General features: G+C 73.6%; 23 protein-coding genes and 2 tRNA genes. 7 read left to right on the forward strand and 18 right to left on the reverse strand.

What is annotated here, in order from left to right; all coding sequences use genetic code 11:
* Positions 1 to 632: 632 nt before the first annotated feature.
* Together J4557_RS42200 and J4557_RS42205 are read left to right on the forward strand one after the other, a co-directional pair.
* Positions 633 to 1,610: an ATP-binding cassette domain-containing protein gene (locus J4557_RS42200; RefSeq protein ID WP_208272459.1), complete on the forward strand. Its 978-nt coding sequence runs from the start codon at positions 633 to 635 to the stop codon at positions 1,608 to 1,610.
* Positions 1,607 to 2,425 carry an ABC transporter permease gene (locus J4557_RS42205; RefSeq protein WP_208272460.1) on the forward strand — a complete coding sequence of 273 codons (819 nt, stop codon included), beginning with the start codon at positions 1,607 to 1,609 and terminating at the stop codon, positions 2,423 to 2,425. Before J4557_RS42200 ends, J4557_RS42205 begins: the two co-directional genes overlap by 4 nt.
* Before the next feature lie 14 nt (positions 2,426 to 2,439).
* Here J4557_RS42205 and J4557_RS42210 read toward each other — a convergent pair whose 3' ends face one another.
* The 3 genes from J4557_RS42210 to J4557_RS42220 form a co-directional block, all read right to left on the reverse strand.
* On the reverse strand, positions 2,440 to 2,664 hold the full coding sequence (locus tag J4557_RS42210) for a hypothetical protein (RefSeq protein WP_208272461.1): 225 nt from the start codon (positions 2,662 to 2,664) through the stop codon (positions 2,440 to 2,442).
* Complete coding sequence (locus J4557_RS42215) at positions 2,661 to 4,082, reverse strand: amidase (protein ID WP_307800515.1); 1,422 nt, start codon at positions 4,080 to 4,082, stop codon at positions 2,661 to 2,663. The genes J4557_RS42210 and J4557_RS42215 overlap by 4 nt, the downstream gene beginning before the upstream one ends.
* Before the next feature lie 96 nt (positions 4,083 to 4,178).
* Complete coding sequence (locus J4557_RS42220) at positions 4,179 to 7,439, reverse strand: AfsR/SARP family transcriptional regulator (protein WP_208272462.1); 3,261 nt, start codon at positions 7,437 to 7,439, stop codon at positions 4,179 to 4,181.
* A 93-nt stretch (positions 7,440 to 7,532) separates the two neighbouring features.
* On the opposite strand from J4557_RS42220, the gene J4557_RS42225 reads away from it, so the two are divergent.
* The 4 genes from J4557_RS42225 to J4557_RS42240 are packed head-to-tail and all read left to right on the forward strand — an operon-like array spanning position 7,533 to position 9,813.
* Positions 7,533 to 7,790: a DUF7218 family protein gene (locus J4557_RS42225; protein WP_208272463.1), complete on the forward strand. Its 258-nt coding sequence runs from the start codon at positions 7,533 to 7,535 to the stop codon at positions 7,788 to 7,790.
* Entirely contained in the window at positions 7,790 to 8,149 is a 360-nt protein-coding gene (locus J4557_RS42230; RefSeq protein ID WP_208272464.1) for a VOC family protein, read from the forward strand. Before J4557_RS42225 ends, J4557_RS42230 begins: the two co-directional genes overlap by 1 nt.
* Positions 8,146 to 8,655, forward strand: a complete 510-nt coding sequence (locus J4557_RS42235) for a DUF1360 domain-containing protein (protein WP_208272465.1) — start codon at positions 8,146 to 8,148, stop codon at positions 8,653 to 8,655. The genes J4557_RS42230 and J4557_RS42235 overlap by 4 nt, the downstream gene beginning before the upstream one ends.
* 57 nt (positions 8,656 to 8,712) lie before the next feature.
* Complete coding sequence (locus J4557_RS42240) at positions 8,713 to 9,813, forward strand: baeRF2 domain-containing protein (RefSeq protein WP_208272466.1); 1,101 nt, start codon at positions 8,713 to 8,715, stop codon at positions 9,811 to 9,813.
* Positions 9,814 to 9,854: 41 nt separating this feature from the next.
* Here the strand turns inward: J4557_RS42240 and J4557_RS42245 are convergent.
* The 8 genes from J4557_RS42245 to J4557_RS42280 all read right to left on the reverse strand — a co-directional run bounded on the left by J4557_RS42245 (position 9,855) and on the right by J4557_RS42280 (position 14,527).
* Positions 9,855 to 9,927: transfer RNA gene (locus J4557_RS42245), tRNA-Ala, on the reverse strand.
* Positions 9,928 to 10,014: 87 nt separating this feature from the next.
* Entirely contained in the window at positions 10,015 to 10,494 is a 480-nt protein-coding gene (locus J4557_RS42250) for a hypothetical protein (RefSeq protein ID WP_208272467.1), read from the reverse strand.
* A 238-nt stretch (positions 10,495 to 10,732) separates the two neighbouring features.
* Positions 10,733 to 10,963: a hypothetical protein gene (locus J4557_RS42255; protein WP_208272468.1), complete on the reverse strand. Its 231-nt coding sequence runs from the start codon at positions 10,961 to 10,963 to the stop codon at positions 10,733 to 10,735.
* A gap of 215 nt (positions 10,964 to 11,178) precedes the next feature.
* Positions 11,179 to 11,251, reverse strand: a tRNA-Ala gene (locus J4557_RS42260).
* 80 nt (positions 11,252 to 11,331) lie between these two features.
* Complete coding sequence (locus tag J4557_RS42265) at positions 11,332 to 11,994, reverse strand: histidine phosphatase family protein (RefSeq protein WP_208272469.1); 663 nt, start codon at positions 11,992 to 11,994, stop codon at positions 11,332 to 11,334.
* Positions 11,987 to 12,400, reverse strand: a complete 414-nt coding sequence (rsfS, locus tag J4557_RS42270; RefSeq protein ID WP_208272470.1) for a ribosome silencing factor — start codon at positions 12,398 to 12,400, stop codon at positions 11,987 to 11,989. Before rsfS ends, J4557_RS42265 begins: the two co-directional genes overlap by 8 nt.
* A 182-nt stretch (positions 12,401 to 12,582) precedes the next feature.
* A complete protein-coding gene (nadD, locus tag J4557_RS42275) occupies positions 12,583 to 13,185 on the reverse strand; it encodes a nicotinate-nucleotide adenylyltransferase (protein ID WP_208272471.1) in 603 nt (200 codons plus the stop codon).
* A gap of 55 nt (positions 13,186 to 13,240) precedes the next feature.
* Entirely contained in the window at positions 13,241 to 14,527 is a 1,287-nt protein-coding gene (locus J4557_RS42280; protein WP_208272472.1) for a phenylacetate--CoA ligase family protein, read from the reverse strand.
* An 89-nt stretch (positions 14,528 to 14,616) separates the two neighbouring features.
* Here J4557_RS42280 and J4557_RS42285 point away from each other — a divergent pair, with 89 nt between their 5' ends.
* Entirely contained in the window at positions 14,617 to 15,636 is a 1,020-nt protein-coding gene (locus J4557_RS42285) for a M48 family metallopeptidase (protein WP_208272473.1), read from the forward strand.
* Between the two features lie 108 nt (positions 15,637 to 15,744).
* Here J4557_RS42285 and J4557_RS42290 read toward each other — a convergent pair whose 3' ends face one another.
* The 7 genes from J4557_RS42290 to J4557_RS42320 all read right to left on the reverse strand — a co-directional run bounded on the left by J4557_RS42290 (position 15,745) and on the right by J4557_RS42320 (position 25,566).
* The gene (locus J4557_RS42290; protein ID WP_208272474.1) at positions 15,745 to 17,502 is read right to left on the reverse strand and encodes a TIGR03767 family metallophosphoesterase; all 1,758 of its coding nucleotides are present in this window, start codon (positions 17,500 to 17,502) and stop codon (positions 15,745 to 15,747) included.
* 133 nt (positions 17,503 to 17,635) lie between these two features.
* Positions 17,636 to 18,892, reverse strand: a complete 1,257-nt coding sequence (locus J4557_RS42295; RefSeq protein ID WP_208272475.1) for a glutamate-5-semialdehyde dehydrogenase — start codon at positions 18,890 to 18,892, stop codon at positions 17,636 to 17,638.
* A gap of 10 nt (positions 18,893 to 18,902) precedes the next feature.
* Positions 18,903 to 20,015: a glutamate 5-kinase gene (gene proB, locus J4557_RS42300; protein WP_208272476.1), complete on the reverse strand. Its 1,113-nt coding sequence runs from the start codon at positions 20,013 to 20,015 to the stop codon at positions 18,903 to 18,905.
* 28 nt (positions 20,016 to 20,043) lie between these two features.
* Positions 20,044 to 21,441, reverse strand: a complete 1,398-nt coding sequence (gene obgE, locus J4557_RS42305; RefSeq protein ID WP_208272477.1) for a GTPase ObgE — start codon at positions 21,439 to 21,441, stop codon at positions 20,044 to 20,046.
* A gap of 125 nt (positions 21,442 to 21,566) precedes the next feature.
* Positions 21,567 to 21,824: a 50S ribosomal protein L27 gene (rpmA, locus tag J4557_RS42310; RefSeq protein ID WP_151544591.1), complete on the reverse strand. Its 258-nt coding sequence runs from the start codon at positions 21,822 to 21,824 to the stop codon at positions 21,567 to 21,569.
* Positions 21,825 to 21,838: 14 nt separating this feature from the next.
* The gene (gene rplU / locus J4557_RS42315) at positions 21,839 to 22,153 is read right to left on the reverse strand and encodes a 50S ribosomal protein L21 (protein ID WP_208272478.1); all 315 of its coding nucleotides are present in this window, start codon (positions 22,151 to 22,153) and stop codon (positions 21,839 to 21,841) included.
* A gap of 305 nt (positions 22,154 to 22,458) precedes the next feature.
* Positions 22,459 to 25,566, reverse strand: a complete 3,108-nt coding sequence (locus J4557_RS42320) for an Rne/Rng family ribonuclease (protein WP_208272479.1) — start codon at positions 25,564 to 25,566, stop codon at positions 22,459 to 22,461.
* Between the last annotated feature and the right edge of the window lie 117 nt (positions 25,567 to 25,683).

Consider the following 25,683-nt stretch of genomic DNA (forward strand, 5'->3'; position numbering starts at 1 on the left):
CGGGGCGACCCGGCCTAACCGGCCAGGTCGATAAAGGCACTGGCTTTTAACACGCTGTTGAGTTCTCAAGAAACGGACACCCACCGCGCACGACCCGCTCTCGCGAGCCCCGCTCCGGGGCAACCCTCCTAACTTACCGGAACTTTCGCTCCTGTCAACCGGCTCATCCGAGTCGATCTTCAGGAACCCCGGCCCGCCTCCCGCACGTCAGCACGGACGATGAAGATCGTCTGTTCTGATCTTGTGGAAGAGTCCCCGGGGCCGGCCACCTTGCGGCGTCCTGCATCCCCTCTCGGGCCGTCCACTCCAGAATACCTCGATCCGAAGCGAGCTTCGCACCGTTTTTTCCGGGTGGCTTCCCCTGGGGCCGTCCGCCTGCCGGCGTCCCGCATCCCCTTGGGGCAGGAAGAACATTAGGCAGGCGCGAGCGACCCGTCAAATCGGCGCGGCCACCGTCCGGACACTCCCCGGCCGCCCGCCGGAAACCCCCAGGTCACGGGGATTCGAGGCGGTCGGCGTCAGTGCCGCGTCAGCGGGGCGTCAGCGTCCGAGCCGCGATGTGCGCGTCGTATCAGGGCCCTCCTGGACGCTCGGTGACGTCGAACACGAGGGACTGAGAGAGAGGCCGACCGATGGACTATGTGATCCAGGCCGAGGGCCTGCGGAAGAGGTTCGGGGAGACCAACGCCCTGGACGGGGTGGACGTCGCGGCGAAGCGCGGGACGGTGCTCGGGGTGCTGGGCCCGAACGGCGCCGGCAAGACGACCGCCGTGCGTGTCCTCGCGACGCTGTTGAGGCCGGACGCCGGCCACGCCTCGGTGTGCGGGTACGACGTGGTCAAGGACGCGGTGCGGGTGCGCGCGATGATCGGGCTGACCGGGCAGTACGCGTCGGTGGACGAGGAGCTGACCGGCACCGAGAACCTGGTGATGATCGCGCGGCTGCTGGACTTCGGGCGGGCCGACGCGAAGGCGCGGGCGCGCGAGCTGCTGGCCCGTTTCCGGCTCACCGACGCGGGGGCGCGGGCGGTGAAGACCTACTCGGGCGGCATGCGCCGGCGGCTGGACCTGGCGGCGAGCCTGATCAACCGTCCCGAGGTCATCTTCCTGGACGAGCCGACGACGGGCCTGGACCCGCGGGCCCGCAACGAGGTGTGGGACACCGTCCGCGAGGTGGTCGCCGACGGCGCGACCGTGCTGCTGACGACGCAGCAACTGGACGAGGCCGACGCGCTCGCCGACCGGATCGCGGTGTTCGAGCACGGCCGGGTGATCGCGGAGGGGACGTCGGACGACCTGAAGTCGCGGATCGGCCGGCAGACCCTCGCGGTCCGGGCGACCGAGACGTTCCGGACGGCGCAGCTGACCGCGATCGTGGCGGAGCTGACCGGCGAGCGGCCCGAGGTGCAGCCGGCGACGGGCCTGGTCACGGCGCCGGTGCAGGACCCGAAGCTGCTGCCGGCGCTGGTCCGGCGGCTGGACGAGGCGTCCATCGTGGCGGCGGAGCTGTCGCTGCGGCTGCCGAGCCTCGACGAGGTCTTCCTCACACTCACCGGGCACCTCGCCGAGGAGCGGCCGGCCGACCTGATCTCCGAGGGGAGCCTGGCATGACCGCGATGACCGTCGACGCGCCCGTCTCGTCCGAGCCGCCGGCGCGGATCAGCCCGAGCAGGACGCTGCGGCACGGGCTGACGCTGGCGTGGCGCAACATCTCGCAGTTGAAGCATTCGCCCGAGAAGCTGCTGGACACGACGCTGATGCCGATCGTGTTCCTGCTGCTGTTCCTGTACGTGTTCGGCGGGGCGCTCGCCGGCGACACCCACGCCTACCTGCAGCAGCTGCTTCCGGGCTTGGTGGCGCAGATGGCGATGTTCGCCACGATGGGGCTGGGGACGGCGCTGAACGAGGACATCCACAAGGGGGTGTTCGACCGGTTCCGGAGCCTGCCGATCGCACGGTCGGCGCCGCTGATCGGGTCGGTGCTCGGGGACACGGTGCGGTTCCTGACCGTGATGGTGGTGCTGGTGGGCTTCGGGTCGATCCTGGGGTTCCGCTTCCACACCGACCCGCTGTCGGTGCTGGGCGCATTCGCGCTGGCGTACGTGTTCTACCTGGCGGTGTGCTGGATCTCGGTGCTGGTCGGGCTGGTGGCGCCGTCCCCGGAGACGGTGCAGGGCCTGGCGTTCATCTGGGTGATGCCGCTGACGTTCGGCAGCAGCATCCTGGTGCCGAACACGTCGACGATGCCGGGCTGGCTGGAGGCGTGGACGAAGGTGAACCCGGTCACGCATCTGGCGGACTCGGTGCGCGCGCTGACCGTGGGCGGGCCGGTCGGCGACCACGTCTGGTACACGCTGGCGTGGGCGGCGGGGATCGTGGTCGTCACGTTCCCGCTGGCCATGCGGATGTACTCGCGCCGCACCTGAGCGCAGCGGCGGGGTCAGCGCGTGCCGGGGACGCCGGCCCGGAAGCGGAGGGCCGGGTCGGCGTCCTTCGCCGCGTCCACCGCGTAGAGCATGTCGATGCCGGCCTTGAGGTAGGGGTACTCGGGGGCGAGGTAGGCCAGCTCGTACGGTCCGGCGGGCAGGCCGCAGCGCGCCAGCATGGCGGCCACCTCGGCAGTCGCGCCGGCGGCGCCGGGTCCGGTGGGGGCGGTCTCGGTCATCGGTCGTCTCCTCGGGCGGCGGCGAGGGCGGGGACGCGGAGGTGCCAGCCGGTGACGCCCTGGTAGGCGTCGGCGGCGCGCAGGACGCCGGCCTCGCCGAACGCGGGCCCGGCGAGCTGGAGCGAGAGCGGCATCCCGGCGGCGGTCGCGCCCATGGGCGCGGCGAGGACGGGGTTGCCGACGCAGTCCCAGTACGGGGTGAAGAAGAACCGAGACGTGGCGTCCACGTTGATGGTGCCGGCGGCGTCGGTGATGTCGTCGTAGCGCGGGGCGCCGATGCCGAGCGTCGGCGCGGCGATGAGGTCGACGGTGTCGAAGAGGCGGGCGAGGGCCTGCTGGGCGACGCGGCGGACGCGCTGCGCCTGGACGTAGTCGGCGCCGGTGGCGAGCGCGCCGCGGGCGAGCGCGAGGCGGGTGGACGGGACGTAGTCGTCCCAGCGGGCGGCGAGGTCGGCGCGGTGGTAGGCGAGGGCCTCGGCGCTCATCGTGACGTAGTTCGCGGTGATCGTCTCGGCCCAGTACGGCAGGGACGCCTCGACGAGCGTCGCGCCGAGCCCGGCGAGGACGCGGAGGGCCTCGTCGAACGCGGGCGCCAGGGCGGGGTCGGCGTCGTCGGGGAAGTGGTTCTCGCGGACGACACCGACGCGAACGCCGTCGAGGGTGCCGCCGAACTCCGGAGCGGTGTACGGGACGTCGGCCGAGTCGGGGTCGGTGGGGTCGGGCCCGGCGATGGCGGCGAGGACGGCGGCGCAGTCGCGGGCGCTGCGGGCGAGCGGCCCGACGTGGTCGAGGGTGTAGCCGAGGGGGACGACGCCGGACTTCGGGACGCGGCCGAACGTGGGCATCAGCCCGGTGACGCCGCAGAATCCGGCGGGGATGCGGATGCTTCCGGCGGTGTCGGTGCCGAGTCCGGCGAGGCACAGGCCGGCGGCGACGCCGTTGGCGGTGCCGGAACTGGAGCCGCCGGGCCAGGCGGCGGTGTCCCACGGGTTGCGCGGGACCGGGAACGGCCCGGACGGGTCGGGCATCCCGCACGCGAACTCCATGGTGCTGAGCTTCCCGGTGATCACCGCTCCGGCGGCCTTGAGCCGGGCGACGACGGGCGCGTCGCGTCCGGCGCCCCACCGCGGGTCGAGGACGGTGCTCTGCGCGGTGGTGGGGCCCTCGGCCGTCGCGATGACGTCCTTGACGCCGAACGGGATGCCGTGCAGCGGCCCGCGGTCGGTGCCGGCGGCGAGCTCCCGGTCCGCCTGCTCGGCGCGTGCCAGCGCGTACTCGTCGAAGCGGGCGAGGTAGGTGCCGAGGGCGCCGTCGAGCCGGTCGGCGGCGGCGAGGGCGTCCTCGGTGAGGCGGACGCTCGTCACCGTACCGGCGCGCAGCGCCTCGGCGGCCTCGGTCAGGGTCAGCGGTGTCGGCACGGGCGGGACGCTATGCGGCGCGGGTCACACCGCGCCGCTCCGGTCCCGGTCAGCGGAAGGGGCGGGGCCGGCCGGCGGACGCGTCCCGGCCGCGGGTCAGGCCGACGCGACGAGCTCGGCGGCCTGCGCGAAGAGGGCGTCGCGGGTGACGCCGCGGCCGCGCTCGTACGCCTCCTCGAAGGCGGCGGCGCCGATCTCGCGCTTCACCGCGGGCTCGACGCGGCGGACCTCGTGCGAGCCCTCGTGGCGGAAGCCGAGCAGGCCGTGCGCGGTGCCGAGCAGCTCCGCGGCCCGGACGTGGTGGCCGCGCGCCGCCGCGAGCGCCGCGACGCCCTCCAGCAGCCACGCCAGCAGCGGATTCCCGTTGATCCAGTCGTCGCCGAGGTCGTCCCAGGCGCGGGTGTGCCATGCGGCGGCCTCGTCGAGGTCGCCCTCCTCTTCGGCGAGGCAGCCGAGGCGGCAGTAGGTGAGCCGCACCTCCCGGGCGAAGTCGGGGCGGTGCCGGCGCGGCTCGACCCACGTGTAGGCGCGGTCGGCGTAGGCGCGGGCGGTCTCCGTGTCGCCCTCCCACAGCGCCAGCTCGCACTGCAGGAGCAGCGCGGAAGCGGCGTCCGCGAACTCGCCGACCCGTTCCGTCACGGCCGCCGCGGTCTCCAGGTCGCGGCACGCCTGCTCCATGTCGCCCAGCGTCGCGCGCACGCGGGCGAGGCCGGTGAGCATCCCGGCGCTCGCCTCCGGGCTGAGGCCCTCGCGGGCGTAGCCGAGCGCCTCCTCGCCGTACCGGATCGCCTCGGCGAGCTCCCCACGGCCGACGGCGACCTGCATCATGGCGCCGAGCGCCATGATCAGCCCCCACCGGTCGCCGAGCCCGCGGAACGCGGCGCAGGACTCGGCCGTCTCGCCGGCGGCGCGGTCGATCTCGCCGGCGTTCAGCGAGATGTATCCGAGGATCACCTTCACCATGGCGTGGACCCACGGGTCGGGGTGGCCCTCGACGGCCCGCAGCCGCCGCCGGGTGTCCTCCATGTCGCCGGTGAAGATGCTGCCCGCCGGCCGGGCCAGGGCGAGTGCGGGATGGCGCGGCGCGTCCGGCACGAACCGCATCACCCGGTCCAGCGCCGCGTGCAGCGACTCCTTCGTCGGCCCGTCGGTCGAGGCCATCACGCTGATCAGGTCGCTGGAGATGACGCAGAGCGCGAACTGCTCCTCCATCCCCGGCGGAGGGGCGTCGCCCGCGATCTCGCGGACGGACCGGGCCCAGCCCCCCGCCTCCAGCTCCATGTCGCGCATCATCCAGAACCACACCAGCGACGCCAGGAGCCGCAGCGCCATCGGCACGTCGCGGACGGCGGTCAGATGCCGGAACGCCGCGCTGCAGTTGTCGCGTTCGGCGGCCAGCCGCGCGGTCCAGTAGAGCTGGTTCGCGCGGCGCAGTTCGGGCTCGGCGCGCTCGGCGAGGTCGACGCAGTAGGCGGCGTGCTCGGAGCGGACGCGGCCGGTCTCGCCCACCTCGTCCAGCTTCTCCGCCGCGTACACCCGGACGGTCTCCAGCAGCCGGTAGCGGACGTCGGCGTCGCCGTCCGCCATCACCAGCGACTTGTCGATCAGCGCGGCGATCACGTCGATGACGTCGTCGGGGTGGGGGGCGCCGGGCGCGTCCAGGCCGCACACCCGCACCGCGCTCTCGGGTGTCGCGCCGCCCGCGAACACCGACAGCCGGCGCAGCGCGGTGCGCTCCACGTCGTCCAGCAGGTCCCAGCTCCAGTCGACGACGGCGCGCAGCGTCCGGTGCCGGGGCAGGGCGGTGCGGCTGCCCGCGGTCAGGAGCCGGAAGCGGTCGCCGAGCCGGTCGGCGACCTGCCGGGCGGTGAGCGCGCGGAGCCGGGCGGCGGCCAGTTCGATGGCGAGCGGGATGCCGTCGAGCGCGCGGCAGATCTCCACGATGTCGCCGACGGTCTCGGCGTCGACCGCGAAGCCGGGCCGCACCGCCGCGGCCCGGTCGGCGAACAGCCGGATCGCGCCGTAGCCGAGCGCCTCCGCCGGGTCGGGGTCGGCCTCCTCGGGCGGCAGCGGCAGCGACGGGACGGGGCACAGCGACTCGCCGGTGATGCCGAGCGGCTCGCGGCTCGTCGCGAGGATCCGGACGGCGGGGGCGTGGGCGAGCATGTGGCCGGTGAGCTCCGCGACCGCGTCGACGAGGTGCTCGCAGTTGTCGAGGACGACGAGCATCCGCTTGCCGGTGAGGAAGTCGGTGAGCCGTTCGAGGGGGCGCGGGACGGTCCGCGTCTCGCCCTTGCGGACGGTCTCGGGCACGCCGAGCGCGACGAGCACGGTCTGCAGGAGGTCGCCGGGGTCGCTGACCGGGGCGAGCGCGACGAACCACACGCCGTCCGGCATGTCGTCCAGGAAGGCGGCGGCGGTCTCCCCCGCCAGCCGCGTCTTGCCCGCGCCGCCCGGCCCGGTCAGGGTGACGAGCCGGGTCTCGCGCAGCAGCTTGCCGAGCCGCCGCGACTCCTCCTCGCGCCCGACGAAGCTGGTGAGCTGCGCCGGGAGGTTCGTCCGCGCGGGTCCCGGCGGCGGTGAGGGTGTCGAAGGCGGAGGCGTCGGAGGTGGGGGCGGTGACGCGGGTAGGGCCGGTTCGCGGCGCAGGATCGACAGGTGGACGGCGGCGAGCTCCGGGGACGGGTCGACGCCGAGCCGGTCCGCGAGCGCGCGCCGCGTCTCCTCGAAGACCTCCAAGGCGTCGGCCTGCCGTCCCGCCGCGTACAGCGCCTGCATGAGCCGGCCGCGCAGCCGCTCGCGGAGCGGGTGCGCGGCGGCCAGCGGTTCCAGCTCCGCGACGGGCGGGACGGGCCGTCCCGCGGCGACCTCCGCGTCCACCCAGTCCTCGACGGCGGCGAGGCGCAGCTCCTCCAGCCGGCCGACGGCCGGATGGGCGTGGCCGGCGTCGGCGACGTCCGCCAGCGCGGGACCGCGCCACAGGTCCAGGGCGCGGCGCAGGGCGTCCGCGCGGCGGTCCGGGTCGTCCTCCTTCCGCGCGGCGGCGACGGCGCGCTCGAACGCGACCGCGTCGACCTCCCCGGGGTCGATCCCGAGCCGGTAGCCGCCGGGGCCGTGCTCGACCAGGTCGCGGCCCGCGACGCCCCGCAGCCGCGACACCAGCGCCTGCAGCGCGTTGCCGCCGCCGGCGGGCGGCGCGCCGTCCCACAGGTCGTCCAGCAGCCGGTCGGCGGACACGGGACGTCCCGCCTCGGCCGCCAGCCGGATCAGCAGCGCGCGCAGCCGCGGCCCGCTGACCTCGACGGGTCGCGCGGCCTCGTCCCGCACGGACAGCGGGCCCAGGATGCCGATGCGCACATGTCCCCTTTCCGGCTGCCATTGTCCCCGATGAGGAGACCCGTCCCACCCGACGTCCATGTGTGGACGGCGTGCACCGGGTAGTCACCTTGTATGCCCAGAGCACAGATCAAGGACGAGAAGAAGTACCAGAAACTCCGTGACAAGGGCGAGAGCAAGGAGAAGGCGGCCCGGATCGCCAACGCGTCCGCGGGCCAGGGCGGCAGGAAGGTCGGCCGCAAGGGCGGCAAGAACCCCTCGTACGACGACTGGACGAAGGACGACCTCATGAAGCGCGCCCGCGAGATCGGCATCGAGGGCCGCTCGTCGATGAACAAGTCCCAACTCGTGAAGGCGCTGCGCGACCACTGATGGAACTGGTCTTCGTGCTGGACTGCGCGGACCCCGACGCGCTCGCGGGCTTCTGGGCCGCCGCGCTCGGCTACGAGCGCGGCGGCTACGACCCCCCGTACGTCACCCTCACCGACCCCCGCGGCGAGAACCCCCGGCTGCTGCTGCAGCGCGTGCCCGAGCCGAAGGTCGCCAAGAACCGCATGCATCCGGATCTGCGGGTCGCCGACATGGACGCTGAGGTCGCCCGCGTGACGGCGCTCGGCGCGACCGTCGTGCGCGGGCCGTTCGTCGACGACGGGTGGCCGACCACGGTCTGCGCCGACCCCGAGGGCAACGAGTTCTGCGTGATCGTCCCGCCCGGAAAGGAACAGGCATGAGCACCGTCGTCGACACGGCGCGCAAGCAGAAGGACCAGTACGCCGGGGACGCCGACCGGCCGCTCGGCTCCTACCTCGGCACGCTCGCCGTCTACGGCGCGACCACCGCCGCGATGGCGCTGCTGGCGTGGAGGCGGCGCGGCAGGAGCCCCGGCATCGGCCTCGGCGACCTCGCGCTGATGACGATCACCACGCACAAGCTGTCCCGACTGATCGCCAAGGACCCGGTGACGAGCCCGCTGCGCGCGCCGTTCACCCGCTACTCCGGGACGTCCGGTCCCGCCGAGCTCGCCGAGGAGGCCCGGGGCCACGGCGTCCGGCACGCCGTCGGAGAGCTGATCACCTGCCCGTTCTGCACCGGGCAGTGGGTCGCGACGGCCTACGCGGCCGGGATGATCTTCGCCCCGGACGCCACCCGGCTCGCCGGCGCCACGATGACCGCCGTGGCGGGCTCCGACTGGCTCCAGCTGGCCTACGCGCGGCTCCAGCAGTCCACCGAGAACTGACTCCACAATCGCCACATTCTTGACGTTTGCCCCACTGGAATCGGGTACGGCGACCCTATGGAGCTGTCATTCCTCAAGACGCTGTACCAGCACCCGGGACCCTACGTGTCGGTGTACGCCGACCTCACCCGGACGACCGAGGACGCGTCCAAGGCCGCCGAGCTGCGGTGGCGGGCGCTGCGCGCGGAACTGGAGGCCCAGCACGCCCCCAAGGACACGCTCCGCGCCGTCGAGCGGACCATCGGCGAGGAGATGGCGGAGCGCCGTTCCGAGGGCCTGGTGGTCTTCGCCGCCGACGGCGAGGTGCTGCACACCGACCGGCTCCCCGACCCGCCGCGGTCAGCGCACGCGTGCGTCGCCCCGCTTCCCCACGTCGTGCCCTACCTCGCCGACCGCGGTGACCAGTTCCCGCACCTGACCGCCATCGTGGACCGCCGCGGCGGCACCATCGACTGCGTCCACGCCGACGGCCGCCGCGAGCACATCGAGGTCCAGGGCGACGAGGAGTACCCGATCCGCAAGACCAAGGCAGGGGACTGGAACCAGTCGCGCTTCCAGCGCTCCTCGGAGAACGTCTGGAAGGCCAACGCCAAGAAGGTCGCCAACAAGATCGACCGGGTCGCGGAGCGCTGCGCCGCCGAGGCCGTGCTCATCGCCGGCGACACCCGCGCCCGCACCGCCGTCCTGGACGAGATCTCCGAGCCCGTCCTGGAGCGCACCGTCGAGGTCGACAAGAACACCGGGGCCAGGGATCCCGAGCTCCGGGCCGAGCTGGACCGCATCCTGAAGCTGAAGACGACCGAGCGCGTCATGGCCGTCGCGGAGCGCTTCGACCGCGAGCTCGCCAACGGGCAGCGCGCCGTCGCGGGGCTCCCGGCGACCGTCCAGGCCGTCCGGCAGGGCCAGGTGGAGACGCTCATCCTGGACGACGACCCCGAGTCCCCGGCACGCCTGTGGATCGGCCCGGACCCGGTGCAGGTGGCCGCCGACCCCGACGAGCTCCGCAGCGAGTTCGGCGTCGACGACCCCACCCCGGAGCGCGCCGACGCCGCGCTCATCCGGGCGCTCGCCGCCACCGACGGCGACCTGGTCGTCCTCCCGGCCGACGGCCCCAGCACGAACCTGCACGTCGGCGCCGTCCTCCGCTACACGGCGTAGGCAAGAAAAAAGGAGCGGGCGGGCCCGCTCCTTGCTTCGCGTGGAGCTATGGGGATTCGAACCCCAGACCTCCTCCATGCCATGGAGGCGCGCTACCAACTGCGCCATAGCCCCGTGCTTCGGAGAAAAGCTTAGTGCACGTTGGGAGCACTTCGGACGCCGCGGGCCACGGAGGACGTCCTCCGTGGCCCGCGGTGGGCGTCACTGCTTGTTCGACTTGTACACGTACCAGTGGTCGTTGAGCGTCGGGACGTGGACGGTGAGGCTTTTCGGCCACTCGAGGGGCAGGCCGAGGAGGTTGTACTCCTGGGTGTTCTGCGGGGACTCGGTGGCGGTCTCGGCGGCGGGCCGGTCGGCGGTCTCGGCGGCCGGCCGCTGCGCGTTGCCGGTCGCGGGCGCCTGGGCCGTGCCGGTCGCGGGCGCCTTGGCCTTGCCGGCGGTGTTCGCCGAGCAGAGGATCCTGCCCAGGTCCGGGGTGTTCGGGAGCAGCTTCAGTTCCGACAGGATGCGGACGCCGCGGGCGCAGTCGCCGTCGTCGGCGGGCGTCGAGGTGGTCGTCGTGCTGGTCGCAGGGCCGGGCGGCGGCGCCTTCTGTGCCGACGCGGGGGCCGCGACGGCCACGACCGAGGCCGCCGCCAGCGCGGCGGGCAGCAGCCCTCTTCCGGAGATCCGGCTTCGCATAGGTACAACCCTCATCTCGATCACATCGCCACTACGTTGGCGTGTTCCCGCGTGATCGATGCGGCGAAGCGCGGCCCGGCGAAAGGCAGCCGCCGCCATGGCCAAGGCTTTGCGCTCAGGGGGCCGCGGGCATCGCCGGGGTACCGGCGCAGCACCTCAATTCCAAGGGAAGCCCCCACGGCGCCCGCATCGCGCCCAACGTGGGTAGATCACCGCGAAGGGTCCGCACTCCGGCATGTCAGGTCCATCCGAGCCGGTCGCCGACCTCGTCGGGGGCGTATCCGCGCCGGCCGCCCTCGCCGATCCACACCATCCCGTCGGCCTCCGTCACGGTGCCGACGGCGTGCTCCTGCGGCATCCGCGGTTCGATCGCCAGCCGGACCTCCAGCCGCGGATCGAACCGGCGCAGCTCGTTGATGAGGTCGGCCACGGTGACCTCGTGCTTCGCTCCCCTGCGGTGTCTGCCCATACCTCGAATGAAACCATCCCGACCGGACCGCCCAGGATATTCGTCCCACTATGTCCGATTGATCTTTACCGAGCCGCCGGGGCCGGGAGGGCCTGGGTGTGGGGGCGTGGGAGCGAAGCCCCCACATCGGGGGGCGCGGGGGTCGCTCCCCCGCAAAACACAGCGGGCCACCGGGAAGGCGGCCCGAAGGGCGCCGAACACGGTGGCCCGATCTGTGGAGCTATGGGGATTCGAACCCCAGACCTCCTCCATGCCATGGAGGCGCGCTACCAACTGCGCCATAGCCCCGCGCGACTGCGTGGACGTTCATCCCGCAGCGCTCCGCCAGTGTATAGGACACCGGGGGTGGGTCTCGAATCGTTTGTGTCTCAGGCTCCGTTGTCGGTCCGGTCGTCGCCGAGGACGGGTTCGGGGAGGGTGCCCGCGTTGTGCTCGGCGAGGCGCCACCCTCCGTCGCGCATCTCGGTGATGACGGACCAGCAGCAGTTGGACAGGCCCCCGAGGCGCTCCCAGGTCTCCTCGGGGAGGCCGAGGAGGTGGGACATGCCGAGGCGCAGGGCGGCGCCGTGGGACGCGACGACGAGCCTGCCGGTGGGCTGCAGCTCGTCCAGGGCGCGTTCGAGGGCGGCGCCGACCCGCTTGGCGACCTGCGCGCTGGTCTCGCCGCCGGGCGGCTGCCAGGCGGCGTGCTCCTCGGGGTAGCGTTCGCGGATCTCGCGGGCGGTGAGGCCCTCCCAGGCGCCGCCGTCGCGCTCGATCAGGTCCCTGTCGTACTGGACGGGGAGACCGGTGATGTCGGCGAGGGCCTGGGCCGTGTCGGCGGCTCTGCGCAGCGGTGAGGCGAGCAGGGCGGTCGGGCGGAGCCCGGCGAGGAGCCGGGCGGCGCGGAGCGCCTGGGCCACGCCGGTGTCGTCCAGGGGGATGTCGGTCTTGCCCTGGAAGCGCCGTTCGACGTTCCAGGCGGTCTGCCCGTGCCGCCACAGCAGGAGGGTGCGCCTGCCGGGCTCGCGGGCGGGACGCGCGTCACTCACTCGCGCTCCCGACGGCGCGGGCACGCTGCTCCATGTGGGCGTTGACGCCGTCGGGCAGCGCGATGAGGGGGCAGTCCTTCCAGAGCCGTTCGAGGGCGTAGAAGAGCCGGTCCTCCTCGTGCTGGATGTGCACGATGACGTCGGCGTAGTCGAGGAGGACCCAGCGGCCCTCGCGCTCGCCCTCGCGCCGGACGGGCTTGGCGTCGGCCTCCTCGCGGAGGCGCTTTTCGACCTCGTCGACGATGGCGCGGACCTGGCGGTCGTTGGGCGCCGAGCAGAGCACGAAGGCGTCGGTGATGACGAGCTGCTCGCTCACGTCGTAGGCAAGAATGTCGTCGGCCAGCTTGTCGCCCGCCGCCTCCGCGGCGATCCGGACCAGCTGTGCCGCCCTGTCGGATGCGGTCACGATGCGCTCGCGATCCTCCCTGTAGGGGTCGTCTCGGCTAACACCTTCTCATGGGTGGCGGCCGGCGTCCCTCTTCGTCGGTGTTCGGGCTGGTACGGGCGTCCAGTCCCCGTTCCAGGGTATGCGGCGCGGCACGTTGATCGTCCGGGCGAAGATCCAGGTCAGGGCCCCGGCGGGACGATCTACGTGGCGTCGGCGCGGTAGAGGTCGCGCTTGTTGATGTACTGGACGATGCCGTCCGGCACGAGGTACCAGATCGGCTCTCCGGAGCGGACGCGCTCGCGGCACTCGGTGGAGGAGATCGACAGGGCCGGAACCTCCATGAGCGAGACCCTGCCGTCGGGCAGCCCCGGGTCGGCGAGGCGGTGCCCCGGGCGGGTGACGCCGACGAAGTGCGCGAGTTCGAACAGCTCGCCGGTGTCGTGCCAGGTGAGCATCTTCTCCAGGGCGTCGGCGCCGGTGATGAAGAACAGCTCGGCGTCGGGGCCGTGGATCTCCCGCATGTCGCGCAGGGTATCGACGGTGTAGGTGGCGCCGGGCCGGTCGATGTCGACGCGGCTGACGGAGAACCGCGGGTTCGACGCGGTGGCGATCACGGCCATGAGGTAGCGGTCCTCGGCGGCGGTGACCGCCCGGCCCTCCTTGTGGGCGGACAGGCCGGTCGGGACGAACACGACCTCGTCGAGGGAGTAGAAGTGGGCGACCTCGCTGGCGGCCACCAGGTGGCCGTGGTGGATCGGGTCGAACGTGCCGCCCATGATCCCCAGCCGCCGCTTTTGCGTCATGGCGACGAGAATAGCCAGCCGGGGCGGGGCCCGGAACGTCCGCCCCGGCCGAAGCTCAGCTCAGGCCGGGCAGGGGCGGCCGGCCGTCGTCCCAGGACACCACGCGGACGGCCTTGCCGACCTCCACCCGCGGGACGGTCCCGCCGGGAAGGGTGACCACCTCGGCGGTCAGACCGAGCGCCTCGTGCAGCGCGTGGACGAGGCGTGCGCGGGGGTCGCCGGAGACCGCCTCGCATGCGACGAGGAGCCGGACGGCGGGGCTGCGCCGGTCCACGACGATCTGGTAGTGGGGGCTGACGAGCCCGGAGCCGAGCAGCACCCGCTCGACCTCGCTCGGGTACACGTTGACCCCGCGGACGACGATCATGTCGTCGGAGCGCCCGATGACCTTGCTCATCCGGACGAGGGTCCGGCCGCAGGGACACTCCCCGCGGGTGAGGGAGGCGATGTCGCCGGTGCGGTAGCGCAGCAGCGGCAGCGCCTGCTTGGTCGGCGTGGTGAAGACGAGCTCGCCGGGCGCGCCGTCCTCGACGGGTTCGCCGGTGGCCGGGTCGACGGCCTCGACGATGAAGTGGTCCTCGTTGACGTGCAGGCCGTCCTGCTGGAGGCACTCGGTGGCGACACCGGGCCCGATGACCTCGGAGAGCCCGTAGACGTCCATCGCCTTGATCGGCAGGACGGCCTCGATCGCGGCGCGCAGTTCCGCCGACCACGGTTCGGCGCCGAACAGGCCGGCCTTCAGCGCCGGGAGTTCGACGCCGGCGTCGGCGACGGCCTCACCGAGCCGCAGCGCGTACGCGGGGGTGCAGGTCAGGATGTCGGGGCGAAGGTCGGCGAGCATGCGGACCTGCCGGTCGGTCATGCCGCCCGACATCGGCACGACGGTCGCGCCGAGCGCGACGGCGCCCTGGTGGATGCCGATGCCGCCGGTGAACAGGCCGTACCCGTAGGCGTTGTGCACGATGCTGCCCGGCTCGGCGCCGGCGCACGCCAGCGACCGCGCGCACATCGCCGCCCAGAGGTCGAGGTCGGCCTTGGTGTAGGCGACGAGCGTCGGCCGCCCGCGCGTCCCGCTGGAGCCGTGCACGGCGGCGACCTGGTCGCGCGGCACGCTGAGCATCCCGAACGGGTAGCCGTCCCAGAGGTCCTGCTTGGTGGTGAACGGGAGGCGGCTCAGGTCGGCGAGCGTCACGTCGGCGCCGCCCGCGACGCCGGCCTCCTTCAGCCGGCCCCCCTGCACGCCGCCGGCCGCGACGAGCCGGTCGACCAGCCCCCACAGCCGGTGCCGCTGCAGCGCGGACCGCTCGTCAACCGACATCGCCTCGGCTCTGGGATCGAACATCGCGCCTCCCGGGCAGGCCACAGCCGGACGCGGGCTCCGCGCCGGGGAACCCTCCGCCGAAGTGGTTCGTCGGAACTACCATGCCAGACATGACGGAGAACACACCGGATCGGGCACGAACGCGCTTTCCCGGGATCAGTTCCCGGGCCTACGAACACCCGGCGGACCGTTCGGCGCTCGTCGCGCTGCGCTCGCTGTCCGGGTTCGACGTCGTCCTGCGCAAGCTGTCGGGGCTGGTCAACGAGCGGTCGCTGCGGCTGATGTTCCTCGGCGGGACGGTCCGCGTCGGGGACGACCAGTTCCACCACCTGAACGACATGGTGCGCGACGCCTGCTACATCCTGGACATGCCGGAGGTTCCGGAGGTCTTCGTCCGGCAGGACCCGACGCCGAACGCGATGGCGCTGGGGTCCGACCACCCGTTCATCGTGGTGAACACCGGGCTGCTCGACCTGCTCGACGACGAGGAGCTGCGGTTCGTCATCGGGCACGAGGTCGGGCACATCCTGTCCGGGCACGCGGTGTACCAGACGATGATGCAGATCCTGCTGCAGCTCGGGTCGCGGCTGGCGTGGCTGCCGCTCGGCAACATCGGCATCGCGGCGATCATCATCGGGCTGCGCGAGTGGTTCCGGAAGGCGGAGCTGTCGTCGGACCGGGCCGGGCTGCTGGCCGGCCAGGACCTGGACGCGGCGAAGCGGGTCAACATGAAGCTGGCGGGCGGGACGCGGCTGCACGAGATGAGCAGCGAGGCGTTCCTGCAGCAGGCCCGCGAGTACGACGCGGCCGGCGACGTGCGGGACGGGCTGCTGAAGTTCCTGAACCTGCTCGGGCAGTCGCACCCGTTCGCCGTCATCCGGTTCGCGGAGATCGACCGGTGGGCGCGCAGCGGCGAGTACGAGCGGATCCTGGCGGGCGACTACCCGCGCCGCGACGACGACGCCGCCGCCTCGGTCAGCGACGAGATCAAGAACGCGGCGAAGTCCTACCGGGACTCGTGGGAGCGGACCGCGGACCCGTTCGTCGGCAAGGTCCGCGACGTGGCGGACGCCGCGGCGAGCGCGGCGGGCGGACTGTTCGACCGGATCAACCGGCGCAACGGATCCTGACGAAGTCAGGCGGGGGGCGTGGGGGGGTCGGCCCCTCGAGGGGCACGGATCCTGACGAAGTCGGGCCAGGGCCGCCGTGACACGGACACGGCGGCCCTTTTCCGTGCGTCAGAACGGTGCGGGGACGAGGAGTTCGACGTTGCGGTCGGCGGCCTCGCCGCGGCGGTGCTCGGCGCGCTCCTGCCAGTCGTTGCCCGCCAGCTCGCGCGACAGCGACGCCAGGTGGACGGGGTCGGCGAGCCGACCGCCGTAGGAGGCGGGGCCGGCGGAGTCGAGGATCGTCGCGAAGACCGACAGGGTGCCGTCGCGGTTGTCGGCGATCTCGACGATGCGGCTCTGCTGCGGGAAGTCGATGTGCGCGGCGGTGTTGACCTCCCAGAACCCGCCGCCGGACGGGCGGGCGTGCGGGATGACCTGGTTGCGGTGCGTGTGCCCGTTCACCCACAGCACGACGTTGGGGTAGCGGAGCAGCAGCGCCTCCACGTCGTCGCCGAGGACGCGCCCGCCGCCGAGCGGGTTCGTCAGCGAGGCGATGGGGTGGTGGCTAAACAGGACGAACAGCCGGTTCTTCACGGTGTGGTGCACGGCCGATCCGTCCGCGGCGAGGTAACGGCTGCTGCCCGCCTTCAGCTGCGCTTCGAGCCACGCGACCTGGGCCTTGTCGAGCGAGCCCTCGGAGTAGCCGTTCGGGTTGACGGTGTCGAGGACGAGCCCGCGGACGACGCCGCGGTCGAAGGCGTAGTAGGCGGTGCCGTCGCGGAGGTTGGCCTGGGTGAAGCCGTGGCCGCGCAGCGACGCCGTCGTCCGGAAGTGCTCGGCGACGACCTCGGCGCGCGACAGCATCCGCCGGTTCGGGTCGGGGGTCACCTGGCGGAACAGGCCGCCGGCGCCGCCGCGCTCGCGGCTGAGCCGGACGAGTTCGGCGGCGTCGGCCCTCTCCATCATGCGGGCGAGGCGCTGCGCCTGCGCGTCGTCCGCCGGGGCGCCGATCTTGATGCCGCCGGTGGCGAGCCCGGAGACGAGCGGGTTGACGGGCAGGTTGCCCTGGACGAGGCCGTCGTGGTTGCCGAACGCGGCGAGCCACGGCATGGTCAGGCCGGTCGCCTGGAACGGGCGGCGCGCGGCGTCGATCAGGCCCTTGACGCGCGGGAACCCGTACTTCGCCATGGGGATGTCGGGCTGCGCGCCGGGCGGCGGGCCGTCGGGGTGCCAGAAGGCGCGGTCGTAGGACGCGAGGTCCATGACGCCCTCGTAGCGGTTCGGGTCGCCGGAGTCGGGGCGGACGCGGCCGCCGTCGAGCAGGTCGATGACCCAGCGCAGCTCGTTGTACTGGACGTTGTCGGCGGCGTCGCCGGTGTTGATGGTGAACGACAGGCCGAGGCCGGTGGCGGGCCCGCGCCCGACCTCGTTGACCGCCCGGACCATCGCCTCGGCGACCTGGGTGGTGAGGATCTCCTGCGGCCGGTAGGCGCCCTCGACGGGCAGCATGCCGACGGCGTCCTTGAGCCGGTCGGCGAACTCGACGCGCGCCGGGGACTGCGCGTCGATGATGTGCACGTCGGTGAGCTGCCCGAACGCGAGGACGCCGCGCCGGGTCGCGGCCCGTTTCGGGGAGGCGGTGCCGCCGAGGTCGCGGCGGAGCAGGTGCGGTTCGCCCGGCCCGGCGGTGACGGGCCGGTAGCCGCCGGCGCCCGCCTTCCCGAGCACGTACGTCCGGTCGAGGGTGGTGCCGACGGCGGGGCCGCGCAGCGGGGCCGCCGCCGCGGCGGCGGGGCGGGCGGGGAACGCGGCGAGTCCGGTGGTGGCGATCCCCGCGCCGAGCGCGGCGCCCTTCAGGACGCGGCGGCGGCTGATCTCAGGATTCACAGCCGCATCAGACCATGCCGAGCAACGTGACATCAAGGGTCACAGTGTCACAATTCCACCGGAGCCGCCGGTTCGCGCTCCCGGCGGCCCGGAGGCCCCGGCGGCACCGCCAGGTCCGCGGCGGACCCGCGGCTCAGCCGCGCAGGTGCCCCTCGCCCGTGACGACGTACTTGGTGGACGTCAGCTCCGGCAGCCCCATCGGCCCGCGCGCGTGCAGCTTCTGCGTGGAGATGCCGATCTCCGCGCCGAACCCGAACTCCTCGCCGTCGGTGAACCGCGTCGAGGCGTTCACCATCACCGCGGCCGAGTCGACCAGCGCGACGAACCGCTTCGCGGCCGGCTGCGACGTCGTCACGATCGCCTCGGTGTGCCCCGACCCGTACGTGCGGATGTGCGCGACGGCGTCCTCGAGGGAGTCGACGACGCGGCCCGCGATGTCCAGCGACAGGTATTCGGCGAACCAGTCGTCCTCCGTCGCCTCCACCACGCCGTCGCCGTACGAGCGGATCCGCTCGTCGCCGTGGACGGTGACCCCGGCCTGCTTCAGCGCTTCGAGCGCGCGCGGGACGAACGCGTCGGCGATGTCGGCGTGCACCAGGAACGTCTCCGCGGCGTTGCACACCGACGGGCGCTGCGTCTTGGCGTTCAGCAGGATGTCGACCGCCATGTCCACGTCGGCGGCCGCGTCCACGTACACCGCGCAGTTCCCGACGCCCGTCTCGATGACCGGGACGGTCGACTCCTCCACCACCGAGTTGATCAGCGAGGCGCCGCCGCGCGGGATGAGCACGTCCACCAGCCCGCGCGCCCGCATCAGGTGCTTCACCGACTCGCGGGACGTGCCCGGGACGAGCTGCACCGCGTCCCCCGGCACCTCCGTCCCCGCCAGCGCCGCCTGCATCACCTGGACCAGCACGGTGTTGGAGCCGTGCGCCGACGACGAGCCGCGCAGCATCGCGACGTTCCCGCTCTTCAGGCAGAGCGCGGCGGCGTCCACCGTGACGTTCGGGCGGCCCTCGTAGATGATCCCGACCACGCCGAGCGGCACCCGGATCTGCCGCAGCTCCAGCCCGTTCGGCAGCACGTTCCCGCGCACCGACTCCCCCACCGGGTCGGGCAGCGCCGCGACCTTGCGCACCGCGTCGGCGATCCCGGCGATGCGGCCCTCGTCCAGGCTCAGCCGGTCGATCATGTACTCGGACGTGCCGTTCTCGCGGGCCCGCGCGACGTCCGACGCGTTCGCCTTGACGATCTCGGGGGCCGCCGCGACCAGCGCGTCCGCGATCGCGTGCAGCGCCGCGTCCTTCGCCGCCCGCGGCAGCGGCGCCAGCCCGGACGCCGCCTCCCGGGCGCGCCGCGCCACCATCAGGAACTGCTCGCGCTCGCTCATCGCGAACTCCTCACTGCCGTGTCAGGACCACCAGGTGGTCGCGGTGGATGATCTCGCGCTCGTACTCGGCGCCCAGCTCGCGCGCCAGCCAGCGGGTCGAGCGCCCCATCAGCTCGGGGATCTCGGACGCGTCGTAGTGCACCAGCCCGCGCGCCACGACCCGCCCCTCCGGGTCGCACAGGTCGACGGGGTCGCCCGCCGCGAAGTCGCCCTCGACGCCCGTCACCCCGGCGGGCAGCAGCGACTTGCGGCGCCGCACCACCGCGTCGACGGCGCCCGCGTCCAGCGTGACGCGGCCCTGGCCGGTGGTCGCGTGCGCGAGCCACAGGTCGCGCGTGGACATGCGGCGGCCGTCCGCCGGGTGGAACAGCGTGCCGACCTCGTCTCCGGCCAGCGCGTGCGCGGCGGACGCCGCGTTCGTCAGCACGACCGGGACGCCCGCGATCCGCGCCGCCTCGACCTTGGTGACCATCCCGCCGGTGCCGACCCGACCGGACCCGCCGAGCTCCACCTCCGCGAGGTCGGCCGGGCCGCGCACGTCGGCGATGCGGCGGACGCCGGGACGCCGCGGATCGCCGGTGTAGAGCGCGTCGACGTCCGACAGCAGGACGACCGCGTCCGCGCGGGTCAGGTGCGCGACCAGCGCGGCGAGCCGGTCGTTGTCGCCGAACCGGATCTCGTCGGTCGCGACGGTGTCGTTCTCGTTCACGATCGGCAGGATCCCGAGCGTGATCAGCTGCTCCAGGGTGCGCTGCGCGTTGCGGTGGTGCGACCGGCGGATCATGTCGTCCGCGGTCAGCAGCACCTGCCCGACCGTCACCCCGTACCGGGCGAACGAGGAGGTGTAGCGGGCGAACAGCAGGCCCTGCCCGACGCTCGCCGCCGCCTGCTGCGTCGCGAGGTCGCGCGGCCGCCGGGTCAGCCCGAGCGGGCCGAGGCCCGCCGCGATCGCGCCGGACGACACGAACACGATCTCGGCGCCGCCGGCGCGGCGCGCGGCGAGCACGTCCACCAGCGCGTCGATGCGGTTCGCGTCGATCGTGCCCTGCGGGGTGGTGAGCGACGACGAACCCGCCTTCACCACGATCCGGCGCGCCTTCGCGATCGCCTCGCGCTCGCTCATCGGGCCTCTCTCCTCCGGGGGTGGGAACCTAGCGGTAGCCGTCCAGGCGGCGGTCGGTGCCGCGCGGGCCCGCCGCGACCTCGCCCGCGACGATCTCCGGCTCCCAGTCGAACACGATCGAGTCGTCCGGGGTGCCGATCAGCACGGTCGCGCCGGCGCTCGCGCCCGCGTCGGCCAGCGCCTGCTCCACGCCGAGCCGCGCCAGCCGGTCCGCGAGGTAGCCGACGGCCTCCTCGTTGGCGAAGTCGGTCTGCCGCAGCCACCGCACCGGCTTCGCCCCGGTGATCAGGTAGGTGTTGTCGCCGAGGTCCTTCACCTCGAAGTCGACGTCCCCGCCGACCGGCTCCGGCCGGATCACGATCCGGGTCGGCTCCGCCGGCGGCAGCGACGCCCGGTGCTCCTCGACCATCGCCGCCATCGCGAACGACAGCTCCCGCAGCCCCTCGTGGGACGCCGCGGACACCTCGAACACCTTCAGCCCGCGCGCCTCGAACTCGGGCCGCACCAGCTCGGCGAGGTCGCGGGCGTCCGGCACGTCCACCTTGTTCAGCACGACGATGCGGGGGTGGTCCGACAGCGGCCGGTCGCCGAGGACGCGGTCGTACGCCTGCAGCTCGCGCTCGATGACCTCGAAGTCGCTGACCGGGTCGCGGCCCGGCTCCGGCGTCGCGCAGTCCAGAACGTGCGCGAGCGTCGAGGACCGCTCGATATGGCGGAGGAACTCCAGGCCGAGGCCGCGGCCCTCGCTGGCGCCCTCGATCAGGCCCGGCACGTCCGCGACGGTGAACGCGGTGTCCCCCGCGCTCACCACCCCGAGGTTCGGGATCAGCGTGGTGAACGGGTAGTCGGCGATCTTCGGCTTGGCCGCCGACAGCGCCGCGATCAGCGACGACTTCCCGGCGCTCGGGAAACCGACGAGCGCCACGTCCGCGACGCTCTTCAGCTCCAGCACCACGTCGCGCTCCTCGCCCGGCTCGCCGAGCAGCGCGAACCCGGGCGCCTTGCGCTTGGCGGTCGCCAGCGCCGCGTTGCCCAGCCCGCCCTGGCCGCCGCGCGCGATGACGAACCGGGTGCCCTCGCCGACCAGGTCCGCGAGGATCGTGTCGCCCTCCTTGACCACGGTGCCGTCCGGGACGGGCAGCACGACGTCCGCGCCGTCGGCGCCCGTCCGGTGCCCGCCCTGCCCGGGACGCCCGTTCGCCGCCTTGCGGTGCGGCCGCCGGTGGTACTCCAGCAGGCTCGCCGCGTTGGAGTCCACGACGAGGACGACGCTGCCGCCGCGCCCGCCGTTCGCCCCGTCCGGGCCGCCCAGCGGCTTGAACTTCTCCCGGTGGATCGACGCGCAGCCGTTGCCGCCGTTGCCGGCGGCGACGTGCAGCACCACCCGGTCGACGAACTGCGCGCCCGAACCCGCTCCAGCGGCCACGGTGGATCCTCCTCGGTGTCGGCCCTCGTACAGGGCTCCCGCCCCATGAACGGGGCGCCCATGAACAGGGCAAAGGGGCGGACCTTCAGCGGTCCGCCCCTTGGAAAACGTCTGGTGCAGGCGGACTACTCCGCCGGCGGGACGATGCTCACGGCGTTGCGGCCGCGGTACCGGCCGAACTGCACCGCGCCCGCGACCAGCGCGAACAGCGTGTCGTCGCCGCCGCGCCCGACGCCGGGGCCGGGGTGGAAGTGGGTGCCGCGCTGCCGAACGATGATCTCGCCCGCGTTGACGACCTGGCCGCCGAACCGCTTCACGCCGAGGCGCTGGGCGTTGGAGTCGCGACCGTTACGGCTGGACGATGCGCCCTTCTTGTGTGCCATGTGACCGCTCTCCCTTACTTCCCGGAGTTGATACCGGTGATCTTGACCTCGGTGTACGGCTGACGGTGACCCATCCGCCGCTTGTAACCGGTCTTGTTCCGGTAGTGCATGATGTTGATCTTCGGGCCCTTGACCGCGCCGAGGATCTCGGCGGTCACCTCGTAGCGGGCCAGGTCGGCCGAGCCGCTGACGACGTCGTCGCCGTCCACGACCAGCAGCGCCGGGAACGTGACGGTCGAGCCCACCTCGCCGGCCAGCTTGTCGACGGTCAGCACGTCGTCGACGGCGACCTTTTCCTGCCTGCCGCCTGCGCGGACAATCGCGTACACCGCGGAAACCTCTCGTCTGCGCGCGCTTCCGGACTGAACCGGTCCCACGCGTGGCTTACACCAGCCCCCGGATGAGGGCCTACCCCCGGCACCGGGCCGAAGGCGGCACGCCAGGGCGGAACCCCGGCGCTCTCTGCTGTTCCCCGCCGGATCGGCGGGGGGCGCACCAGACGAGCCCCGGACGGGTCTCGCGGTGCCGGTCCGGACGCGCCACAACGCGCGCCGAACCACAAGTGTACTGCATCCCTTGTGTCCGCCGTGTCGTGCCGGCCCGGCGGACCGCCGGGCCGGCACGGCGTGCGGGACTACTCGCTCTCGGCCTGGGCCGTCGCGCGCGGGCGCCGGGCGCGGCGGCGGCGCGGGGCCTCCTCCACGGGCTGCTCGCCCTCCGCCGGCTCCGCGGCCGGGGCGGCGCCGTTGGCCTCGGCGGGGGCGGTGCGGTCGGCCTCGGCGGGGGCGGTGCCGTTCGGCGAGACCGCGACCGGCTCGTCGTCGAGGATGCCGGGCGAGGTGCCCTCGACCTCCTCCGCGGCGTCCGCGGCCTCGACCGCGGCCTGCGCCGGCGCCTCCTCGCCGTCGACCTCGGGCGGCGGGCCCGCGGGGCGCTTCGCCGGACCGGACTTCTTCGGCCGCGACCGGACCGGCTCCGGCCGCGCGGCCTCCGGCTCCTCGGCCGGGGCCGGCTCCGCCGGCTCCTTCTTCGCCTCGTGCTGCGCCAGCTTCTCCTCGACGGCCTTCTCGACCTCGCCCTTGCGCTTGCGGCGGCGGCCCGCCTCCTTGCCGGCGGCCTTGTCCGGCTTCGGCTCGACCGGGGTGAGGTGGACGTGGATGCCGCGGCCGTTGCAGGACTCGCAGGTCTCCGAGAACGCCTCGACCAGGCCCTGGCCGACGCGCTTGCGCGTCATCTGGACCAGCCCGAGCGAGGTCACCTCGGCGACCTGGTGCTTGGTGCGGTCCCGCGACAGGCACTCGACGAGGCGGCGGAGCACCAGATCGCGGTTGCTCTCCAGCACCATGTCGATGAAGTCGATCACGATGATGCCGCCGATGTCGCGCAGCCGGAGCTGGCGGACGATCTCCTCGGCCGCCTCCAGGTTGTTGCGGGTGACGGTCTCCTCGAGGTTGCCGCCCTGCCCGGTGAACTTGCCGGTGTTGACGTCGATGACCGTCATCGCCTCGGTCTTGTCGATCACCAGCGAGCCGCCGGACGGCAGCCACACCTTGCGGTCGAGGGCCTTGGCGATCTGCTCGTCGATCCGGAACGCGCCCAGCACGTCCTGGTCGCCCGTCCAGCGCTCGACGCGGTCGGCGAGGTGCGGCGCGACGTACTCGACGTACTCCGAGACGGTGTCCCAGGCGCCGTCACCGGCGACGACGAGCTTCGTGAAGTCCTCGTTGAAGATGTCGCGGACGACCCGGATCGTCAGGTCGGGCTCGCCGTACAGCAGCGACGGCGCCGAGGCGGTCTTGACCTTCTTCTGGATGCTCTCCCACTGGGCGGCCAGGCGCGACACGTCGCGGCCCAGCTCCTCCTCGGTGGCGCCCTCGGCGGCGGTGCGGACGATCACGCCCGCGTTCTCCGGCATGACCTTCTTCAGGATCGACTTCAGCCGGCTGCGCTCCTTGTCGGGCAGCTTGCGGCTGATGCCGGTCATCGAGCCGTCCGGCACGTACACCAGGTAGCGGCCGGGCAGCGAGACCTGGCTGGTCAGCCGGGCGCCCTTGTGGCCGAGCGGGTCCTTGGTGACCTGCACGAGCACGGACTGGCCGGACTTCAGCGCCGACTCGATCCGGCGCGGCTGGCCCACCAGGCCCGCGACGTCCCAGTTGACCTCGCCCGCGTACAGCACGGCGTTGCGGCCCTTGCCGATGTCGACGAACGCCGCCTCCATCGACGGCAGCACGTTCTGCACCTTGCCGAGGTAGACGTTGCCGACGTACGACTGGTGCGTCGCGCGGTTGACGTAGTGCTCGACGAGGACGTCGTCCTCCAGGACGGCGATCTGCGTGCGCTCGCCCGCCTGCCGGACCACCATGACCCGCTCGACGGACTCGCGGCGCGCCAGGAACTCCGCCTCGGTGATCACCGGCGGGCGGCGGCGGCCCTGCTCGCGGCCCTCGCGGCGGCGCTGCTTCTTCGCCTCCAGCCGGGTCGAGCCGCGCACGGACTGGACCTCGTCCTCCGCGGCGGCGCGCTCCTCGCGGGCGCTGCGCACGTGCACGACGGTGTTCGGCGGGTCGTCGGTGCCGCCGGACTCGCCGTCCACGCCCGAGCGGCGACGGCGGCGGCGGCGCCGGCGGCTGCCGGCCTGGCCGCCCTCGCCCTCCTCCTCGCCCTCGGCCTCGTGCTCCGCCTCGGCCTCCGGCTCTTCCTTCTCCTTCTCCTTGTCCTTGCCCTTGGCGGACCTGGACTTGGACTTCGCCTTCGCGGGCTTGGCGGGCTCCTCTTCCTTGGCCTCGGCGGCCTCGTGCTCCTCGGCCTCCTCGGCCTCGTCCTCGCCGCCCTCCTTGCCGCTGCGGCCACGGCCGCGGCCGCCACGGCGACGGCGGCGGCGCGACGGCCGGTCCTCGGACTCGTCCTCGTCGGAGGGGCCGTGCTCGCCCTCGCCCTCGTCCTCGGCGGCCTCATGGTCGCGGTCACGATCGCGGTCGCGGTCGCGGTCGGACGGTTCGGGCTTCGGCTCTTCCTTCTGGCGCGCGGGCGGCTCGGCCGTCGGCTGCGGCGGCTGGAAGACGACCATGGGCGGCTGGAACGTCACGCCGGGGATGCCGACGCCGCTCGCGGGCTCCGTCTCCGACACCTGGCCGGCCTCCGGCTCGGCGCCGGCGACGGGAACGGCGGGCACCTCCGGCACGGACGGCACCGGGGGCACCGCCGGCGCCGCGGCGGCCTCGTCCTGCGCGGCCGCGGTGCGGCGGCGGGTGCGGGTGCGGCGTGCGGGCTCCGCGGGCTTCTCCTCCTCCGCGGGCTTCTCCGCCTCGGCGGGCTTCCCGGCCGGCTCGGCGGCCTCGGCGGCGGCCGGAGCGGGCTCCTCGGTGATCTCCGGGGAGGTCTCGGCGCCCGTCGGCGGCACCGCCTCGGCGGTCTCGGCGGCCTTCGCGGCGCGGGTGCGGGTGCGGGACCGGGTCGTCTTCTTCGCGGGCGGCTCGGCGGCCTCGGCGGCGGCCTCGGGCTCCGAGGCGGCGGCGCCGGGTCCGGCGGGCTCCGGTTCGGGCGCCGCGGCGGCGGGGGGCTCGGCCGCGGGCGCGTCCTCCACGTCCGGCGGCGGGCCGGCCGGGCGGCTGGCCCGGCGGCGCGGGCGCGACGTCACGCCCGAGGCGGCGCCGTTCCCGCCGCCGTTCCCGGTCGCGTTTCCGGTGGTCTCTTCTTCAGTGCCTTCGGCGTTGGCCGCATCGGCTTCGTTATCAAGCATCCGGGCAATCTCCCGTCAGGCTCCCGGGCGCGACCGCTCGTTCCGCCAGGGGGCGGTCCGTGCGGTGCGCCGCGCAGGAGCGCTCCGTCAGTCATCGGCGTCGTCACCGCCGGACGG

The sequence above is a fragment of the Actinomadura nitritigenes genome (assembly GCF_017573545.1).
Lineage (GTDB): Bacteria > Actinomycetota > Actinomycetes > Streptosporangiales > Streptosporangiaceae > Spirillospora > Spirillospora nitritigenes.

Bases quoted from the DNA above. Each gene is read 5' to 3' on its own strand.
- J4557_RS42200 (WP_208272459.1), top strand. From the start codon at position 633: ATGGACTATGTGATCCAGGCCGAGGGCCTGCGGAAGAGGTTCGGGGAG.
- J4557_RS42205 (WP_208272460.1), top strand. From the start codon at position 1,607: ATGACCGCGATGACCGTCGACGCGCCCGTCTCGTCCGAGCCGCCGGCG.
- J4557_RS42210 (WP_208272461.1), bottom strand. From the start codon at position 2,664: ATGACCGAGACCGCCCCCACCGGACCCGGCGCCGCCGGCGCGACTGCC.
- J4557_RS42225 (WP_208272463.1), top strand. From the start codon at position 7,533: ATGCCCAGAGCACAGATCAAGGACGAGAAGAAGTACCAGAAACTCCGT.
- J4557_RS42230 (WP_208272464.1), top strand. From the start codon at position 7,790: ATGGAACTGGTCTTCGTGCTGGACTGCGCGGACCCCGACGCGCTCGCG.
- J4557_RS42235 (WP_208272465.1), top strand. From the start codon at position 8,146: ATGAGCACCGTCGTCGACACGGCGCGCAAGCAGAAGGACCAGTACGCC.
- J4557_RS42240 (WP_208272466.1), top strand. From the start codon at position 8,713: ATGGAGCTGTCATTCCTCAAGACGCTGTACCAGCACCCGGGACCCTAC.
- J4557_RS42250 (WP_208272467.1), bottom strand. From the start codon at position 10,494: ATGCGAAGCCGGATCTCCGGAAGAGGGCTGCTGCCCGCCGCGCTGGCG.
- J4557_RS42255 (WP_208272468.1), bottom strand. From the start codon at position 10,963: ATGGGCAGACACCGCAGGGGAGCGAAGCACGAGGTCACCGTGGCCGAC.
- nadD (WP_208272471.1), bottom strand. From the start codon at position 13,185: ATGACGCAAAAGCGGCGGCTGGGGATCATGGGCGGCACGTTCGACCCG.
- J4557_RS42280 (WP_208272472.1), bottom strand. From the start codon at position 14,527: ATGTTCGATCCCAGAGCCGAGGCGATGTCGGTTGACGAGCGGTCCGCG.
- J4557_RS42285 (WP_208272473.1), top strand. From the start codon at position 14,617: ATGACGGAGAACACACCGGATCGGGCACGAACGCGCTTTCCCGGGATC.
- J4557_RS42295 (WP_208272475.1), bottom strand. From the start codon at position 18,892: ATGAGCGAGCGCGAGCAGTTCCTGATGGTGGCGCGGCGCGCCCGGGAG.
- proB (WP_208272476.1), bottom strand. From the start codon at position 20,015: ATGAGCGAGCGCGAGGCGATCGCGAAGGCGCGCCGGATCGTGGTGAAG.
- rpmA (WP_151544591.1), bottom strand. From the start codon at position 21,824: ATGGCACACAAGAAGGGCGCATCGTCCAGCCGTAACGGTCGCGACTCC.
- J4557_RS42320 (WP_208272479.1), bottom strand. From the start codon at position 25,566: ATGCTTGATAACGAAGCCGATGCGGCCAACGCCGAAGGCACTGAAGAA.